The sequence below is a fragment of the Qipengyuania sp. genome (assembly GCF_043423005.1).
Taxonomy (GTDB): domain Bacteria; phylum Pseudomonadota; class Alphaproteobacteria; order Sphingomonadales; family Sphingomonadaceae; genus Qipengyuania.
The window spans coordinates 1-16,052 of the sequence record NZ_JBHWMI010000033.1; the positions used below are offsets into that span (position 1 = coordinate 1).

The 16,052-nt window shown below is 60.9% G+C and carries 11 protein-coding genes, 1 tRNA gene and 1 pseudogene; 9 read left to right on the forward strand and 4 right to left on the reverse strand.

Annotation, left to right across the window (positions count from 1 at the left end):
- The first annotated feature begins 313 nt into the window (after positions 1–313).
- The gene (locus ACHFFA_RS05940) at positions 314–1,474 is read left to right on the forward strand and encodes a tyrosine-type recombinase/integrase (protein ID WP_394269924.1); all 1,161 of its coding nucleotides are present in this window, start codon (positions 314–316) and stop codon (positions 1,472–1,474) included.
- A 538-nt stretch (positions 1,475–2,012) separates the two neighbouring features.
- Here ACHFFA_RS05940 and ACHFFA_RS05945 read toward each other — a convergent pair.
- Positions 2,013–6,059, reverse strand: coding sequence for a transcriptional regulator (locus ACHFFA_RS05945; protein ID WP_394269925.1), 4,047 nt, complete (start codon positions 6,057–6,059; stop codon positions 2,013–2,015).
- A gap of 295 nt (positions 6,060–6,354) precedes the next feature.
- On the opposite strand from ACHFFA_RS05945, the gene ACHFFA_RS05950 reads away from it, so the two are divergent.
- Entirely contained in the window at positions 6,355–6,960 is a 606-nt protein-coding gene (locus tag ACHFFA_RS05950; RefSeq protein ID WP_394269926.1) for an Abi family protein, read from the forward strand.
- Here the strand turns inward: ACHFFA_RS05950 and ACHFFA_RS05955 are convergent.
- Positions 6,931–7,727, reverse strand: a pseudogene (locus ACHFFA_RS05955) (IS5 family transposase). The gene ACHFFA_RS05950 and the pseudogene ACHFFA_RS05955 overlap by 30 nt on opposite strands.
- 329 nt (positions 7,728–8,056) lie before the next feature.
- On the opposite strand from ACHFFA_RS05955, the gene ACHFFA_RS05960 reads away from it, so the two are divergent.
- Positions 8,057–8,278 (forward strand): hypothetical protein, encoded by a 222-nt coding sequence (locus ACHFFA_RS05960; protein ID WP_394269927.1) that lies wholly within the window; start codon positions 8,057–8,059, stop codon positions 8,276–8,278.
- A 148-nt stretch (positions 8,279–8,426) separates the two neighbouring features.
- Positions 8,427–9,731 carry a DUF6602 domain-containing protein gene (locus tag ACHFFA_RS05965; RefSeq protein ID WP_394269928.1) on the forward strand — a complete coding sequence of 435 codons (1,305 nt, stop codon included), beginning with the start codon at positions 8,427–8,429 and terminating at the stop codon, positions 9,729–9,731.
- Between the two features lie 643 nt (positions 9,732–10,374).
- Here ACHFFA_RS05965 and ACHFFA_RS05970 read toward each other — a convergent pair.
- Together ACHFFA_RS05970 and ACHFFA_RS05975 are read right to left on the reverse strand one after the other, a co-directional pair.
- Positions 10,375–11,151, reverse strand: a complete 777-nt coding sequence (locus tag ACHFFA_RS05970) for a hypothetical protein (RefSeq protein ID WP_394269929.1) — start codon at positions 11,149–11,151, stop codon at positions 10,375–10,377.
- A gap of 372 nt (positions 11,152–11,523) precedes the next feature.
- Positions 11,524–11,600: transfer RNA gene (locus ACHFFA_RS05975), tRNA-Arg, on the reverse strand.
- A 130-nt stretch (positions 11,601–11,730) separates the two neighbouring features.
- Between ACHFFA_RS05975 and ACHFFA_RS05980 the strand changes: the two genes are divergently transcribed.
- From ACHFFA_RS05980 to ACHFFA_RS06000, 5 genes are all read left to right on the forward strand, one after another.
- Positions 11,731–12,111 carry a hypothetical protein gene (locus tag ACHFFA_RS05980; RefSeq protein WP_394269930.1) on the forward strand — a complete coding sequence of 127 codons (381 nt, stop codon included), beginning with the start codon at positions 11,731–11,733 and terminating at the stop codon, positions 12,109–12,111.
- 196 nt (positions 12,112–12,307) lie between these two features.
- Positions 12,308–12,751: an MmcB family DNA repair protein gene (locus ACHFFA_RS05985; RefSeq protein ID WP_394269931.1), complete on the forward strand. Its 444-nt coding sequence runs from the start codon at positions 12,308–12,310 to the stop codon at positions 12,749–12,751.
- A 45-nt stretch (positions 12,752–12,796) separates the two neighbouring features.
- Positions 12,797–13,513, forward strand: coding sequence for a sterol desaturase family protein (locus tag ACHFFA_RS05990; RefSeq protein WP_394269932.1), 717 nt, complete (start codon positions 12,797–12,799; stop codon positions 13,511–13,513).
- A gap of 11 nt (positions 13,514–13,524) precedes the next feature.
- Positions 13,525–13,962 (forward strand): DUF2141 domain-containing protein, encoded by a 438-nt coding sequence (locus tag ACHFFA_RS05995; protein ID WP_394269933.1) that lies wholly within the window; start codon positions 13,525–13,527, stop codon positions 13,960–13,962.
- Between the two features lie 120 nt (positions 13,963–14,082).
- Positions 14,083–16,020, forward strand: a complete 1,938-nt coding sequence (locus tag ACHFFA_RS06000; RefSeq protein WP_394269934.1) for a hypothetical protein — start codon at positions 14,083–14,085, stop codon at positions 16,018–16,020.
- Positions 16,021–16,052 lie beyond the last annotated feature (32 nt).

Consider the following 16,052-nt stretch of genomic DNA (forward strand, 5'->3'; position numbering starts at 1 on the left):
AGCAGGCGGTGGATCATGCAGCGTATCCTCTCGTTTCGCCCTGCGCTTTGCGTGGACAAGCCCTGCGTGGCAAGCCCGGCGCAAGCCGAAGCATGCCAAAAGGCCGATCGCCGAGGGTTAGGGAGAATGGCGCACCCGACAGGATTCGAACCTGTGACCTCTGCCTTCGGAGGGCAGAGTTTCCACAGAATGCGGGACAAGCTGAAACACCGAAAACCTTGAATTAGCGCCATTTCCTATCTCTCCTTGTTTCCGATAATCCCTGCATGTATTCCATACGCATTCCATACAAAACGGAATGAGGGAATTGTCAGTGGCATTGGACCTGAGCAAAGTCGGCAACCGGGAGCGGTTGAAAGTGCAACGCGAGCCGCACTGGCAGCGGCTTCGTGCTGGATGCTTTCTCGGCTTCAGACCATCCAAGCGCGGGGGCAAGGGCACATGGATTGCCCGCGTCTATGACGAGGATGCCAGCCGCTATCAGGTGAAGTCGCTTGGCGATTTCGGCACGCTCCCCGGAAACGAGATGTTCGCAGCGGCCAAGAAGGAAGCCGAGAAGCTTGCCGAGCTTGTGGAATCGGGCGGCGAAATCCGCGCCGAGATCGAGACGGTCGCTGATGCCTGCCGTGAGTACGCCAAGGACCGGCCAGAAGCCGAGCAGCGCTTCAATCGCTACGTCTATGAGGACTCTATCGCCAAGGTAAAGCTGGACAAGCTACGCCGCCGTCACGTCAAGGAATGGCGTGAGCGGCTGGAAGCACAACCGGCACTGGTGAGCCGCCGCAAGAAGGGCGATCCGGTCGAGCGCGAGCGGGCACCATCTACTGTCAATCGCGACATGGCCGTGCTGCGAGCGGCACTGAGCAAGGTCTTGTCTCCCGGCGCACCGAATAGCGAAGCGGCATGGCAGGAAGCCTTGAAGGCCATTCCCAACGCCAATGGACGCCGTACGCTCTATCTGGACCGCAAGCAGCGCAAAAAGCTGATCGAAAGCACCGACGCAGAGGCAGCGCCCTTTGTCCGCGCCCTGTGCCTCTTGCCGCTTCGTCCCGGCGCTATGGCGGCACTCACGGCTGGCGACTTCGACAAGCGCACGGCGGAACTCACCATCGGCAAGGACAAGACCGGGAAACCACGCCGCATCCAGTTGCCGCAAGAGGCTGCGCAACTGCTCGCCAAGCAGGCCGAGAACAAGCTGCCAGGCGCTCCACTCTTCATGCGCGCTAACGGCAAGCCATGGGATAAGGATAGCTGGAAACGGCCAATTGCAACTGCCGTCACTGCTGCCGAGCTGCCAGCCGATGCCACCGCCTACACCTTGCGGCACAGCACCATAACGGACCTTGTGAGCGCGGGATTGCCGCTGCTAACCATCGCACAGATTTCGGGCACCAGCGCTGAGATGATCGAGCGCCACTATGGGCACCTCGCTAGCGATGCAGCGGTCAAGGCGCTTGGGGAACTGGCTCTGTGATCGGTATCGCAGGCCGCCATCGTGAGGCTTCCGAAAACGGCACGTAAAGATGATTGGATTGTTGAGGGATTACCTCGCTAAGCTCTGTACGACTGGGCGATTGGGACTGATCGAGGCAGCGAAACGCTGACGAAATACGCCAAAAACCGCAACTCTTCTGCCATCCGCAAGAACGCGAAAAAATTTCTCGTGATTACGCGCACTTATGACAAAGTGAGTGGCCTGAGGCTTGGTGCAAACCCGCTGTACTCGTAGACGGGTTGATTCCGCTCAAAACGATATTTTAATATGAAATCATGATCTTATATCCCGAAATCGCGGGGTACGGTGTGCTCGCCAGATTACGTTCTGCGCAATTATGCCTTGGGTGGAGCGAGATCTTTGCTTCCACCCCTCGGATGATACGAATGGAAGTAGAGCCGTGCGGCGATTGAGCGCCGCGCGTGGCGTCTTGCGCCCTAGACTCAGCCGTTCTCTCTCTTTCGCCAATTTCCCAAGAGCGGACATCAAATCGCGTCGGCCAGACCAGCAGGCAACTTTATCGCCGTCGGAGCCGCTTGCGCACAGCTTCATCGGTGTCGTGCCATTCGGCTTGCCCATCATACATCTGCGCAACGTGCTCCAGCATTCGAGATGTGACCGGATAATCGATCTGCAGTTGGCGGCTGAAAGCCCGATATTTTGACGCGAGGTTGCGTTCCTGGCCTCCCCCCGGTCCGCGCCATGTCGCACCGCGGTTGTTGTGTAGCCCGATCTCCATGCCCTGGATCATCCGGTCGCTTCCGCAGGCTTCGAGCGCATCGCGCACTGCCTCATTCGGCCATATGCCATCGGCGCCGGGGCCAGTCCGGCCGAGCAGCTGACCAATCTGGCTATCTCCGACATTGGCGCGGCCGACGAGCCGCAGGCGCTCGCGTACGTCAACCAGCCATGCCAACAGTGCAGAGCTGTCGACCGTTCCATCATCTTGGGTACCTGGAGTGCGCTTGATTTTGTCGAGCACGCGGTAAACATTGCTGCCGATCGCCTGCATGTCACGACCTTCCGGTATGCGGAGTTCGGGAGGGTCCTCACCGCCATCGTCGCGGCGATAGAGCAGCGAGACAAGTTGCACGAAGTCGGCGGGCGCCTCCTCGATCCGCAATTCGAGATTGGGAATTCCGTGCCGTGAATGAGACAGGGCGTTGATGAACAGATACTCATATTGCGCAAGCTCGGCTACGGAGGCGGCTCCACTGGCCTGGAGTGCTTCGAGGGCGTCTGAGATGGCACCTGCATTGATCTGAACCTCGCGCTCCAGTTCTTTGGTGGGCTGGATCAAACCCTTCATCAATCGCGCAAGAATTCCACCGTCGAGACGCTTGAACTCGTGCGACATCGCATTGAACGCCGAAATCGGGCGGTCGACATCGAGCAGCCGCTCGACGCACAGGTTGAGTTCGCTTTCGCTCTGCCGCCAGCCATAAGGCACGACTTCGCGCCAATAGGGCACCTGGAGATCGGGGCGCAGTTCGGCCAGCAGGCTCCATGTGCTCCCTTCGAATGAGGCATATTTGAAGAGCGTGAGTGCTGCCGCGTCGTCCAGCCCGGGCACTAGCGCGCGCAGGATCACTTCCCGCTCTTCGTCGGCCAGCGCCTGCAAGACCCCTTGCAGGCAGCCGATCCAGTAGCGCTCATTGGAGCTTTGGAGGCGCGCCAGGATTGTTGCGACCAAGTCCGCCCGTTCGCCATCCGGCGTGAGCTTGCTCAGATAGTGGCCAACCGTGTGCCAGGCATTCACTGACGAGAGGAGGCGCCCGACTCCGTCAAGGCCGAGTCCATCGCGAATTTCAGCGATAGCGCTACGGCGCAGAGCATCGATATGTGCCTCGTGCTTGTTATAGTCGAAATCATCGTCCCAGATGTCGTCGCCGGACTCGGAAACCCATTGCTCGGCGAACAGCCATCGATGGCGTTCAACCAGGTCATTGGGCGCAAGCGCTTCGAATATCGATCGGCGGATTCCGTCGATCTTGCCGGTCCGGACCTTCTTGCGGTTTCGGCGCGAAAGGACCGAGCGCCGCATATGCTCGCGAAGCATTGCGCGTTCTTCGTCGCTCGGGCCATTGTCGATCCAGCGCTGGACGCGAGCCCAGACGGCAAGTTGATCCTTGTTGGTCATTTCGGCTGATTCAGAGATCAAATCCGACAGCTGGGATACATCGAGCCAAGGCCAGTCGAGCATAAGATCGAGCGCATGGCGACGCATGCGGTAATCTTCCTCATAGGTTGCGCCCCCCGCGCCTGCGGCATCGGTGCGCCAGCGCGGCGTGGCATTGGGGGAGGCCGAGCGATGGCCGGTCTCGATCTGGGCCTTGCAAAGGTTCCAGCCGACTGCGGGAAACTCCCGAACGATCATGTCAAGCAGCGCGAGACGCTGGTCTATTTCGGCAGCGGTCTGCGGCAGCCAGGAGCGAACCAGCGATTCCAGACTGTTCTCGGGCTTGTTCACCCAATTGTCGTTGATCGGCACTTCGCAGAGGCGCGCGAGGATACGTGCGACGCGGAACAGATAGGCTTCGTTCCATGCGATGACTTCGAGCGCCCAGAGCAGTCCGGTCCGATCAGGACTGTCGAAGCCACCGCTCTGGACCGGGCGCAGCATGGTCAGGAGCTGCGGATCCTCGGATCGCAGGTCGAGTTCGACGGCTTCGAGGAAGGCGCCCGGTGACGCTTCGGCAAGAAGCGGCAAGTCCGACTGTTGCGAGAGCCATTTGCGCGCCTCGACTGCATGGAGCAGTCTGGCGACGAGGGCATCGACCCTGATGCCGACCGGACTTACCTGCGATCCGAGGATACGATCGCCATAGACAGCAAGCAGCACGAGCAGTTCGCTTACCGCCGCGCGCATCGAACCCGAGATATCGCGCTTCTTGCCGTAGATGTTGGCGGACCACCGTTCTTCGGGCGGCAGGTCGAGCGCAGGATCATCCTCAGAGAGGATAAATTCGGCGACCTCGAAAAACCGGTCGATATCGTCCTGATTGAGCGCGGCGCCGGCAGTGAAAAGCGCATCCTTGCGTGACACTAGGCCGCGATAATTGCCGATCGCCCATACAGGAGCCTCGGGCAATGTGAGCAGGTCGATCAGATCTTCCTCGACCTCTTCGAAGGCTTTTCCGGCAAGCTCGGCGACCAGCATGCAGTCGGCCTCAACTGTACGATTCCAAGCGCCCGCAAGTAGCATGGGCATTAACTTGCGCAGTAGCGCCTTCTCGCTCGCCCAGGAGGGCAGCCGGAGTTCGGGTGTTAGCGCCAAGCGGCGTCGCAGGATCGTAGGGGAGAGACCAGATTCGTCACTAAGTTGCTCGCGCAGATGTTCTTCGACCCCCATATCTTCGAGCGCCAAGCCGAAGCATTCGCTGCTCGGCGTTTGGAGGGTCAGGTCGGCATCGTTCTCTACGCTCGTGCGCGGGCGCACCACGATCACACGATTGCGCCTGGTGAGGCTGCTTGCAGCTAGCTCAGTTTCGCGGTCGGCGGCGATCAGGATGGCATCGGGCGATGCCGCCGCGAGGCGGACGAGGGCGTCTGCATCGGTCGCAAGCACGGCACGATCATGCAATACGCCGGCGGTACCATCGGGTTCGAGCAGTGCGCGAGCGAGAAAGGCCAAGGCTTCATCGGCCGAGTCCGCCACGATCACAAACGGATATTCGCCATTGCCCTCGATCCAGTCGACCAGCGTCTGGCGCCGTTCCTTTATCGCTTCATCGAAGAGCAGGGGTGAGAGCTTTGGCGATGTCGATTCCGTCCAGCGCCTCCAGCATTCGGCGATGGGCACAATACCGTTCAGGCTTCGGCCCAGTTCGCGGGCGAACCAGAGCTGGGTCGTGGCCGAGCGTTCAAGCCATTGCTCAAGATCTACTGCGTCATAGGCGCGTACGTCGCGCCACTGTCCAAGGCTGCGCTGCTTGGCAATCCACGCTTCTTTGCCTAGCCAGTTCTGGGCCGTCACGAAGACGAATGTCATACCTGTCCGCTCGGACGCCGGGAGCTTGGAGCGGGCTTGAATATCGCGATTCGGCTTGCCGGGTAGATCACCTGACACCGACAGCTCCCAGCCCGTCTTTCCGTCAGGTACCCAATGGCCGGGACTATCGACCTCGGTCGATCCATCCCAGCCCTTGCGTTCGCCTGCATCATAGCCGGGAAAATCGACTTTCGCCGCAGGGTCGACATCGGCATGAACCAGACGCCGCATGAGGACTGGAAGGTGCGTTCGCGCTTCAATCGTGTCGGCCCAATTGGCGATTTCTGTCGATGTGATCTTGAGATAGCCTGCAGCCTGCTGTCGCGCCGCGCGGATCTCTGTCGCCGCTTTCTCCGTCTGCTCTTCGAGCTCTGCTTGCCGCCGGATAAGCATGTTTGCATCGGCGCCGAAGGTGCGTTCGAGCTTCAACGCCATGTCGCGCGATAGCCTGGCCTTGCCGTTCAGAAGATTGGACAAAGCGGGCCTCCCCACGCCGAGTTGCCGGGCGGCATCGCTAACGGACAGCTCGGCAGGGATGATATTGGCGCGAATGTAAGGCCCGACAGACTTCACGATCAATACACCTGTATTCTGTATTGCAGACGATACAGTTATCAGTTATGTGGTTAGATAGGTCAACATGCAAAGCGTTCTGTTGCCGGTTTTTGAGCTTTTGAGGGAGCCGAAATTCGGTCGGAAAGAAGCTTGGCATGCCTGCTTCGATGTGCGTTGGTCGCGCATCCTTGAAGCAGATACGAAAACACCAGGTGAGGCATAGCCTGACCTGGTGCCGTATAATCCGTGCCGAGGGCGCATAGCTTTCGCCAGTGGGGCCACTTCGACTGCTAGGAGCTTAATAGGCGCAAGAATGGCCGAAAGTCAAGTACCCTACCCCAATTTGCCGCCTCAAGTCGCCGCAATCAGGGCTTCGCTATCGGAGCCTCGCTTCGCGACATACCTATCAAAAGGCGGGCAAGATGAAGGCTACGCGCTCGCGCTTTACCTCTATAACGCGCGTGTAGCAAAGGCCTTTATGTACCCGCTCGGGGTGGTTGAGGTTACTCTGCGTAACGCCATTGATGCGCTGCTCAAGGCGCGCCATGGCCAAAACTGGCACCTCGATCCCCAATTCTGCAACAATGTGCTGATGCCAGAAGGCTTGGCCACTCTTAACAAAGCTATCACCCGGGCAGGGCCAGGGGCAACGCATAGTCAAGTTGTCGCTGAGCTCACCTTCGATTTTTGGTCAAATCTTCTGAGGCCAGAATACGGCAATCTCTGGCGAACGAGCCTCAACATTGTTTTTCCAAATGTAGCGCGTGGAACCAGCCGCCACGACGTCCAGTCCATGGCCAAAGCGATCAATCGATTCCGCAACCGTGTCGCCCATCACGAACCAGTACTCGATCTCAACATCACGGATGTGCACGCGAAAATCGTCGAGTTAGGTTTCGTGGACAAAGGGTATCCATAGTTTGACTGAGGCGAGAGCGACGAAGCCGAGGTAGGATTCCTTGGTTTTGTCGTAGCGGGTCGCAACGCGCCGCCAGTTCTTGAGTTTGTTGAACAGGCGCTCGATGAGGTTCCGCCATTTGTATTTCGTGCGGTCGTGCGGAGCGGGGTTGCGCCGATTGACCTTGGCCGGGATCACCGCCTCGACGCCTGCAGCCTCGATCTCCTCGCGGATCGCATCGGCATCGTAGCCCCGGTCGGCCAGGAAAGCCTCGATCCGGTCGGTTATCATCCGGAACAGTGGAGCGAAGCCCTGGACATCGTGGGCCTGCCCCGGTGTCAACGCGAAGCCCAGCGGGAGACCTCTGGCATCGCACCTTGCATGGAGCTTGGTGGTGAAGCCGCCGCGCGATCGGCCGAGCGCCTCGCTTTGCTGAGTCCCCTTTTTATGCCGACTGCACAATGATGTGCCCGGACCACCGTGCTATCGATCATGTCGGCGGCTATGTCCCGCCCTGCCAGTTCAGCCAGCGTCTCGAGCATGGCATCGAACACTCCGGTCGTGACCCATCGCCGATAGCGCCGGAAGACGCTGTTCCACTTGCCATATTCATCTGGCAGGTGACGCCACTGCGCTCCGGTCCGCGCGATCCACATCATGCCTTCAAAATAGGGGCGATTATCCTGCGCAGGACGGCATCCACGACCATGCTCAGGCGGCAGCAGCGGCCCGATTACCTCCCATTCCTCGTCCGTAACGCCGATCCGTTCGCCCAAAGCCGCCTCCAAAAGCCAGCCTTGAATCAGCGACCGAGTCCCCAGTCAAGCTTTGTCCACGAAACCTAGTTCGCCTGAGGTGCACCGAAACTGCAGCATGGCTCAAACACTATTCTACCGTTAGCGCAATTATCCGCACTCGCCCGCGCGGACCTGCCGCAGGGTTCGTCTCGCTCCAAACCAGACTGGCTCCGGACTATATCAAGGTCACGGAAGCGGCCACGCTTGAGCATGTCTCTGAACAATTCGACCGCAAGCACCAAGTAGCGATCTGCGTTGACGGTGACGACGCAGTGACAGCGGCGTTTGGACCTATCGAACTTATCCAATACCTCGCTGCGATGGCAAAGAGGACCGATGGCCTCGTTGCCCCCGTGGAGCATACCGTAAAAGACCTTTTGACCATGATTGACGTGGGCGAGACTTGGGTCGCGATGCCGGCAAGCACGGCACTAGCTTTGGCTATCGATCGCCTAACAGAAAAGAAGGTCAACATAGTCATCGGCCTCGATCCAGCCGGCAAGCCGGTCGGCGTCATCCCGCGAGCGCAGCGCCGCTACTGATCCAATTCTAAACACAGGGTAGGCAGTTCAGCGTTCTTTGGAGTGCCGAGTTCGTCCTCACCAAGAGCGCCGCGTCGGTCATGTCGTTGCTCGATGCCGCTGCATGTAAATATTGCGGCCATGGTTGAAAGCGCGGTACCGCAAGGGAATGGCTGACGAGAAGAAAACCAGAAAAAGCAGAGCCCAGGCCTCGGCCGATCGTGAACAACTTGAGGAAATCGAGCGGCTGCGTAAGGAAATGCTGGAGCGGTCAGAGCGCGCGATCAAGTTACGCAGCAACGATCGTGAGTTTCACGGTCTAAACCGTGAGTTTCAGTATGCGCAGGCCGAGCTCACTAGGGACTACCTCAAGAGCAAGGACGTGAAGCATCCGCGCGACGTCGGTACTATTCGTGAGGTTTTGCTGCGGCGCTTCCTTTCAGCCTCCGGTTACCTGCCGCGCCGCTACGCAGTGTCGACGACAAGCTTCCGAGCAGTCTCAACCACAGGGCTCCTCAGCAACGAACTCGACATCGCCCTGATCGACCCCTTCGACAGCATCAGGTTGATGAACAGGGAAGACGTGTTTGAGGTCTTCCCAATTGAGAGTGTACATGGCGCGATACAAGTTAAGTCGCGGCTGACAGAGACTGAACTTGCGAGCGCGCTCAAAAATATCGCCTCGTTTAAGCGTCTGCAGCGCAACAGTGTGACGAGCCACGGCTTTGGCATCATTTTCTGCTACGAGACCGGGATGGCTTGGCTCGATATCGTAGCAAAGCTGGAGGCCTTCATGGCAGCGAACCCGCCGACGGTTTGGCCAAATGCCGTTTTTATCCTGAACGTCGGTTTTTTCGCATTTGGCTCATCGAACTCGGGTCATTTCCTGAACAGTGATATCGAGACCATTGAGCAACCGCAGGTACATGGCCGACCTGATCAGGGAGATCTTCTTTATTCCATGCACAGCGTATTGCTTGAGCTGCTTCGGACGAGCGGTACCGCGCCGCCTCCGTTTGATGCATACTTCTCGTTGCCACTCGTGGCCGAGGAGCGGTCTTACCGCTTTTCCATGGGCCAGTTTGCCGAGGTTGGCTCTTGTGGAAAGCACGGCGACTTCTCTCGCAAGATTCCGCCCCCTGAACTCGAGCGCCTTGTCGAATGGTGCTCGACGGCGCCCGCGATCAATTGGATACGGGCAAACGATCTCGGGATGGGCCATCCTGGCGACAACGAGGCGGCCTATGCCCGACAGCCAGGCGACGTCCGCATCTACAACCCTGACGGCTTACCGTTGCCGGAAATCCTCTACCGCCAAAGTCTTTTCGATGGACGGGAGGTTAAAACTATCGACTATGACATTGTCGAGGTGGGTGGGATACCCATCTTTGTCCCACGCCACTACACAGAGGCGGAAGGGATAATCACTGGTTGCCCAACGTGCGCAAAAGGCAGAGGCCAGAAGGGGCAATGACCCGAGTAGCGCCCCGCTAATGCCCAGATCAAGCCATGTTCCCAGCTTACGCCTCGGCGCGCGCCTGCGTGGAAAAAGGCGAAATGCAGGACTTTCTCACCTTGCACCCTTCATCAATGCGCGAATGAATGGCAGCTTCCAACGATCCGATCATTGGGTCGAAATGCCGGCAAAGTTGGCGGTGACAGGCCGGTGCTTCAGCGCAATCGAACTTCAGTTTTCCCAATTTCTGTGCCTGAAACCTGACAGTCCACTACCGGCCCAGAAGCAGCCTCAAACGCCGGCGAGGCTGATAGTCCACTCGGAATTGATACGTTTCGACGTTAGTGTTTTGTGTGGCCTTTCTGAACCACCCTGCGCGACTAGGAATAGAAGCACACCCTACCCCGCGATTTCGGGAGATAAAGCTCTATAAATTTTGAAGAATAGTGGTTTGGGCGAAAGTCACCCGCCTGCGAGTTGAGCGGGTTTGCGCCGATCCGCAGGCAACTCGCTTCGGGACAAGATGCTAAAATAGCGATTGAAATTCGCCACTGTCCGCGAGTTGACTGCGATCCATGCAATTCGCCCGTTTTAGAGACGAACAACTACCGCCGCGGCGCTCGCGGGAATGGACGCGGGAGTTCCCAGCACCGACTACCCTTCAGAAACCCATGCGCTCTAGCTGCTCGTCGGTCGGTGGATTGTCGATGTATTCCTGCATTGCGGCGCGAGCTGCCTGCCAGAAGTCTTTGTGGAAGCAGGCCAGCGCTGTCACCTCGATTGGCGCAAACTCCATCCAGTAGCGATACCGGATCGGTCCCAGGGTCAGATAGCTCTGAATGCGGGACGGCAGCTCTGTCTTGCGATCCATAATTATGGCCAACCCGCCATGCGCTGCGTAGGCATGATCCCCCGACACGGTGGACCAATCACGATAGTTGGGGTCGCCATCAATTCCGAGGAAAATGCGGTTGTGATCCAACTCGCCGATTGCGAACGCGCTAGTCGAGACGGGGCGAGGGCCGTGGACGTCGCCCATGTGGCAACAAAGCAGCTTGGCGAAGTAGCGAAACACATTGAGGTAGGGCGCTCCACTCTCTGCATAGCGCGGCTCCTCAAAAGCGGTGATGGGGTCTTTTCCGGCGGCGTGATGTGCCAACGTCAGCTTGTGCAGCCGATCGAACTCCCTGTCCGCTGGCTGCGTACGCGCTCCGTTGCAATCGGCACATAACCCGGCGGAATGGTGAAGCGCCTTGGACTTCGGTCCTTGCGCGTTACGATACGGCTGCTCGCCGCCAAACTGGCCAATCACCATCTTCTCGCTGCCGAACATGGCACGGATGGCCGACGCCTTGACCTTATGCTCGCCGGTCAGCGGTGCGGCGATCCCGCAAAGGCAACAGTGCCCATCCCGATATGGTTCGAACAAGAAACCCATCCACCTGACCTAGATTACCGCTCAGTATAGGTAGGGAGGCGCCCGCCGCAGGCAAGCGCGCTAGAACGGGAGCGGTGTAGTCTTTGGGGTGAGCTCCGCGTCGGGTAAGCGGCCTAGCTGCCTTGGCTCAAACTGTAATTTCTAACTGAAATGATGCCCCAAAGCGGCGCAGCCGGAGAAAAAGCGGTCAGCTAGCGCTTCATGCAAGCGCATCCGGCAGGTAGGACCCACGATTATCGGGACTGCCAGTCGCGCCAAGATTGTCGGATTGCGAGCTCGGCAGGCTACGCGGAAGCTGGGCCAGCCAGACCCCCTGTTTTCCATACTCATTCCATACGGAACGAACGACAGTCACCTAAGTGTTTGAAAAGATGGCGCACCCGACAGGATTCGAACCTGTGACCTCTGCCTTCGGAGGGCAGCGCTCTATCCAGCTGAGCTACGGGTGCGAGCCCGTGCCGTGTCCGGCGGGTGTGCGCTTAGCAAGAGCGCCCGGCATTCGCCAGCGCAAAAACCTCGGTGCTGCTCCGGGGCCGGGTCTTAGGATTTTGGCAAGGCGCCAGGCACTATTGCAAGGTCATGACCGCCCTACGCCAGCAAGACGCATATGCATCGGTAACCGAGACCACGCCCGCTGCGCCGCAGATGGCCAGCGGGTTGGATCAGCAATGGGCTGCGGTGAGCGAGGCGGGCGCCGCGGTCGCCGCGCTTGCAGAGATCGATCATCGTGTCGCCGACAGCGATCTGGCGAGCGGAACCGAGATCTTCGCGGTGCTCGACCCCGATACGAAGGCGATGGCCGAAACCGGCGTCGGGGATCTCGCAATGATCCTTCAGCCTGGCCTGCGGGCCTTGCTGGCGCTCGCCGCCGAAGGCGGCAACGCAGCGGCACCGGCGCGCGTGCTGTGGGCCGAATTCTGCGCCGCCCGCCGTGCGATCCTCTCGCTCGGCAGCCAGTGACAACCCGGACAGCTTGACCGTGTTCCGTTAATGTTCCAACGGTCGCGGCATGAGTTCGCCGCCGCTTACCGAATCGCCTTCACCTGCATCCCCGCCTACTTCCGGGTCTGACCTTGCAAGAAGGGCCGGCGATGAAGCAGGCGCCCACCGGGGGGCGGCAGGCCCTTCCGCGCCCGCCGGGGATCATCGTGCCGTCATGGTGGCGCGCGGCATCGGCCGGCTGTTCGCTCGCAACGATGTCTGGTGCCTCGGCGAAATGCCGCTGCGCAACGGGCGCCGGGCCGACCTCATGGGGGTCGATCCCAAGGGCCGGATCGTCATCGTCGAGATCAAGGTGCAGCGGGCCGACCTGCTGGGCGATGGCAAATGGCCCGATTACCTCGACTTCTGCGACCGGTTCTACTGGGGTGTGCCCCCCGGGCTCGACCGCAGCCCGCTGGAAGGGGACGGCTATCGCCCGGACTGCTGCGGGATCATCGTCGCCGATGGGTACGACGGGGAAATCGTGCGCCCTGCCCCGCTGCACCCCCTTCCCGCCGCACGGCGCAAGCTAGAGGTCGAGCGGCTGGCACGCACGGCCCTGCGGCGGCTGGGAGTGTCCGCCGATCCGCACTGCGCGCCGTGGGCGAACGCCGACTAGCCGAGCCCCTGTCAACCCGCGGCCGAATGCGGCATAGGGGCTGCGATGCTGACCGCGATCATCCTTTCCGCCGTGACCATGACGGGGATCGTGGCCCTGCGCTATCTCGTCACCAGCGGGGCGTTCGCCTGGGTAACCGCGCGCCGCCGCCCCGGCTATCACCATCCGCTGGGTGCACAGATCAGGCGCGAGATCGGCTGGTCGCTGGCGTCCGCGGCAATCTACGGCATCCCGGCAGGGATCGTCGCATGGGGCTGGCAGGAGCGCGGGTGGACGCGAATCTATACCGGGTGGAACGATTATCCGGTTTGGTACCTCGCCCTTGCCCCCCTGCTCTATCTGCTGGTCCATGACACCTGGTTTTATTGGACGCACCGGCTGATGCACCGCCCTTCGTGGTTCCGGGTCATGCACAAGGTCCATCACGACAGCCGCCCGCCGACGGCGTGGGCCGCGATGAGCTTTCACCCGACCGAGGCGCTGACCGGGGCTTTCGTCATTCCCGTGCTGGTCTTCGTCATCCCGATCCACGTCGCCATGCTGGGCCTCGTGCTCGCCGTGATGACTATCATGGGGGTGACCAATCACATGGGATGGGAGATGTTTCCCCGTTGGCTGGTTCACTCTCGGTTAGGAGCCTGGGTGATAACGGCAAGCCATCACCAGCGCCATCACGAGCGCTATCAATGCAATTACGGCCTGTATTTCCGCCATTGGGATCGGTGGTGCGGGACGGACGAGGGGTTGAGCAAGAACGCATGAACAGGCGGATGATGACAGGTCTCGCTCTGCCGCTGATCGCGGTGATGGTGGGCGGTGCGGCTCCGGCAGGTTCGGCCGACGTCCAGGTGACGGTCACCGGGCTGCGCAGCGACAGGGGCGTCGTGCGCGCCTGCATGACCAGCCAGCAAGAGAGCTTTCCCAAGTGCCGCGGTATCGCCAATGCCTATGCCGCCAATGTTCGCGCCCATGAGGGCCGGCTGGTTCTGTCGTTCGCGGGCGTTCGCCCCGGGCGCTATGCCATCGCGCTGCTTCATGACGAGAATGGCAACGGCAAGGCCGACCGGGCGCTGGGAATGATGCCGAAGGAAGGCTTCGGGTTTTCGCGCGACGCGCCGGTGCGGATGGGTCCGCCGCGGTTCGACGAGGCCGCCCTTGATCTCGGCACCGGCGACCGCACGGTGGAAATCCGGATGCGCTACATGCTTTGACGATGCCTCGGGCCCGGCTCTTCACGAGCGGGGCGCGTCGTTAACCTTAACCCTATTTTTACTGCGTGCCCTCCATAGTCCCTTCCAAGAACGGACTCTCCACAAGGGCAGGCAGGGCAGATGGACAGGTTAGGCGGGGCATTCGGTTCGTTCGCGGCGCAGGATCACGAATACGATTTCGACGATCCGCAGGCGGACGACGCGCCGCCCTCTCCGGTGGGGCAGGACGAGCGGCGCATGCAGGTGCGGGCCTACAATCACTGGGCCAGCCTGCTGGGCGACGGCAACCTGCCCAGCATCGAGGATCTCGAGCCCGACTCCCTGCCCGACTTCGGGCCTTATTCGGTGCTGCTCGATTTCTCTTCCGGGATCGACAATCCCGCGGTGCGTTACATCGGTGCGGAACTGCGCCAGGAATGCGATGCCCAAGGCGTGATCGACCGCCTGTCGGACGTTCCGCCGCGCTCGCTGCTCAGCCGGATCACCGACCATTACATGCAGATCCTCGCCAATCAGGCGCCGATCGGGTTCGAAGCGGAATACCTCAACCAGCGCGATGCGACCGTGCTTTATCGGGGCATCCTGCTGCCCTATTCCAGTGACGACGAGACCATCGATTTCATCTTCGGGGTCATCAACTGGAAGGAAATGGCCGATAGCCAGACCGCGGATGAGCTCCTGCTCGAGATCGATCAGGCCCTGACCCAGGCGGACGGGGAATCGTTTGCCGACGACGATATCGCGTTCGACCTCTCGCTGCTCGAGACCGCCAGATCGCTCGACCCGGCGACGCCTGAGAGCGAAGACGACGAGATCGATGACGTCTTCGATCTCGACGAACCGGCTGGACCCGATCACCTCGCCGCCGCGCCCGACGACCTGCCGTTCCCGGCATTCGGCGGCGCGGCGAGGGTCGCGGCGCAAGTCACGATGCCCGCCTTTACCCGCCGCGAACGCGGATACGATGCGCTCGGCAACCCGCTTGGGGCAGCCTTCGAGGCCGAAGTCTCCGAAGAGGACCGTGCCGGCGGGGACGAAGGCGATTCCTATGGCGCCGAAGACGACCTCGACGACGGCTTCGATTCCGCCATGAAGACCGCAGCGGATTATGGTTTGCCCGAGTGGGACGACGAGGACGAAAGCGAGGACGTCGAGGATCTCATCGATCCGCTCGCCGAAGATCACAGCGAAAGCAGCCTCATGTCGCTGGTCAGCCGCGGGGCGAAAGCCAAGAAGGCGGTCGATCTGGGGACGCCGCCTGCTTTTGATGCACCGCCGGCCGTCCCCACCGAATACGAGCCGCCCGTTGCAGCCGAGCCGATCGGCTTTGCCGGCTTCGGATACGCGCCGCCGCCGTCCAGCCCGCCCGCCCCCGCCGCGCCGGACATCACGCCAGCCGACGAACCATGCGACGACCTGACTTTCGAAGCTGCGCCGGAAGACGAACCGGCCGGCCTTTACGATTGCCTGGCCCAGGCCCGCGCGCTGGCACTGGCCGCGCAGAGCACTGAGGACCGCAGCCGCAAGGCGCTCTACGCCGCGGTCGGGCGGGCCTATGATTTCAGCCTCGAAGCGACAGCGAATCCTGCCGATTTTAACCGCCTGATGGCAGATAACGGTCTGACCATGCAGGACCGGGCGCCGATGACCCCGGTGGTCAAGCTCGTGTTCGGGAGCGATTACGACAAGACGCGCCTGACCGAATATGCCGCGGTTCTCACCCATGCCCACCGCGTCGGGGTGCAGCGGGGGCGGCTCGTCGCCTTCCTTGCCGAGGCCGAGGGCGGACTGAAGGGTATCGTGCAGGCCGAGCGGCGTGCGCGGCGCGAGGAACAGGGCAAGCCGCTCGAAGATACCGGCGCCTACTTGCGCGAGGGTCTTGCCGCCAAACTGCGCGCCATGCCGCACCATCCGCTGGAATCGATCGCACCGGACGGCCCCGAATTCGCGCTGGTGATGGTCCGGCGCATGCCGGGCGGAGGGGTTGCCCTTGTTAGCGAACTGGACGCAGACCGCGCGCTTCTGGAACAAGCGGCGAAGAAGCTGCTCGCCGCCTGACCCCCCCGCGACGGGTTGCCGTGCGCGGGCAT

Excerpts from the sequence above, each read along its gene's own strand:
- ACHFFA_RS05950 (WP_394269926.1), top strand. The coding sequence starts at position 6,355 with ATGGCCGAAAGTCAAGTACCCTACCCCAATTTGCCGCCTCAAGTCGCC.
- ACHFFA_RS05960 (WP_394269927.1), top strand. The coding sequence starts at position 8,057 with ATGGCAAAGAGGACCGATGGCCTCGTTGCCCCCGTGGAGCATACCGTA.
- ACHFFA_RS05965 (WP_394269928.1), top strand. The coding sequence starts at position 8,427 with ATGGCTGACGAGAAGAAAACCAGAAAAAGCAGAGCCCAGGCCTCGGCC.
- ACHFFA_RS05970 (WP_394269929.1), bottom strand. The coding sequence starts at position 11,151 with ATGGGTTTCTTGTTCGAACCATATCGGGATGGGCACTGTTGCCTTTGC.
- ACHFFA_RS05980 (WP_394269930.1), top strand. The coding sequence starts at position 11,731 with ATGACCGCCCTACGCCAGCAAGACGCATATGCATCGGTAACCGAGACC.
- ACHFFA_RS05985 (WP_394269931.1), top strand. The coding sequence starts at position 12,308 with ATGGTGGCGCGCGGCATCGGCCGGCTGTTCGCTCGCAACGATGTCTGG.
- ACHFFA_RS05990 (WP_394269932.1), top strand. The coding sequence starts at position 12,797 with ATGCTGACCGCGATCATCCTTTCCGCCGTGACCATGACGGGGATCGTG.
- ACHFFA_RS05995 (WP_394269933.1), top strand. The coding sequence starts at position 13,525 with ATGACAGGTCTCGCTCTGCCGCTGATCGCGGTGATGGTGGGCGGTGCG.
- ACHFFA_RS06000 (WP_394269934.1), top strand. The coding sequence starts at position 14,083 with ATGGACAGGTTAGGCGGGGCATTCGGTTCGTTCGCGGCGCAGGATCAC.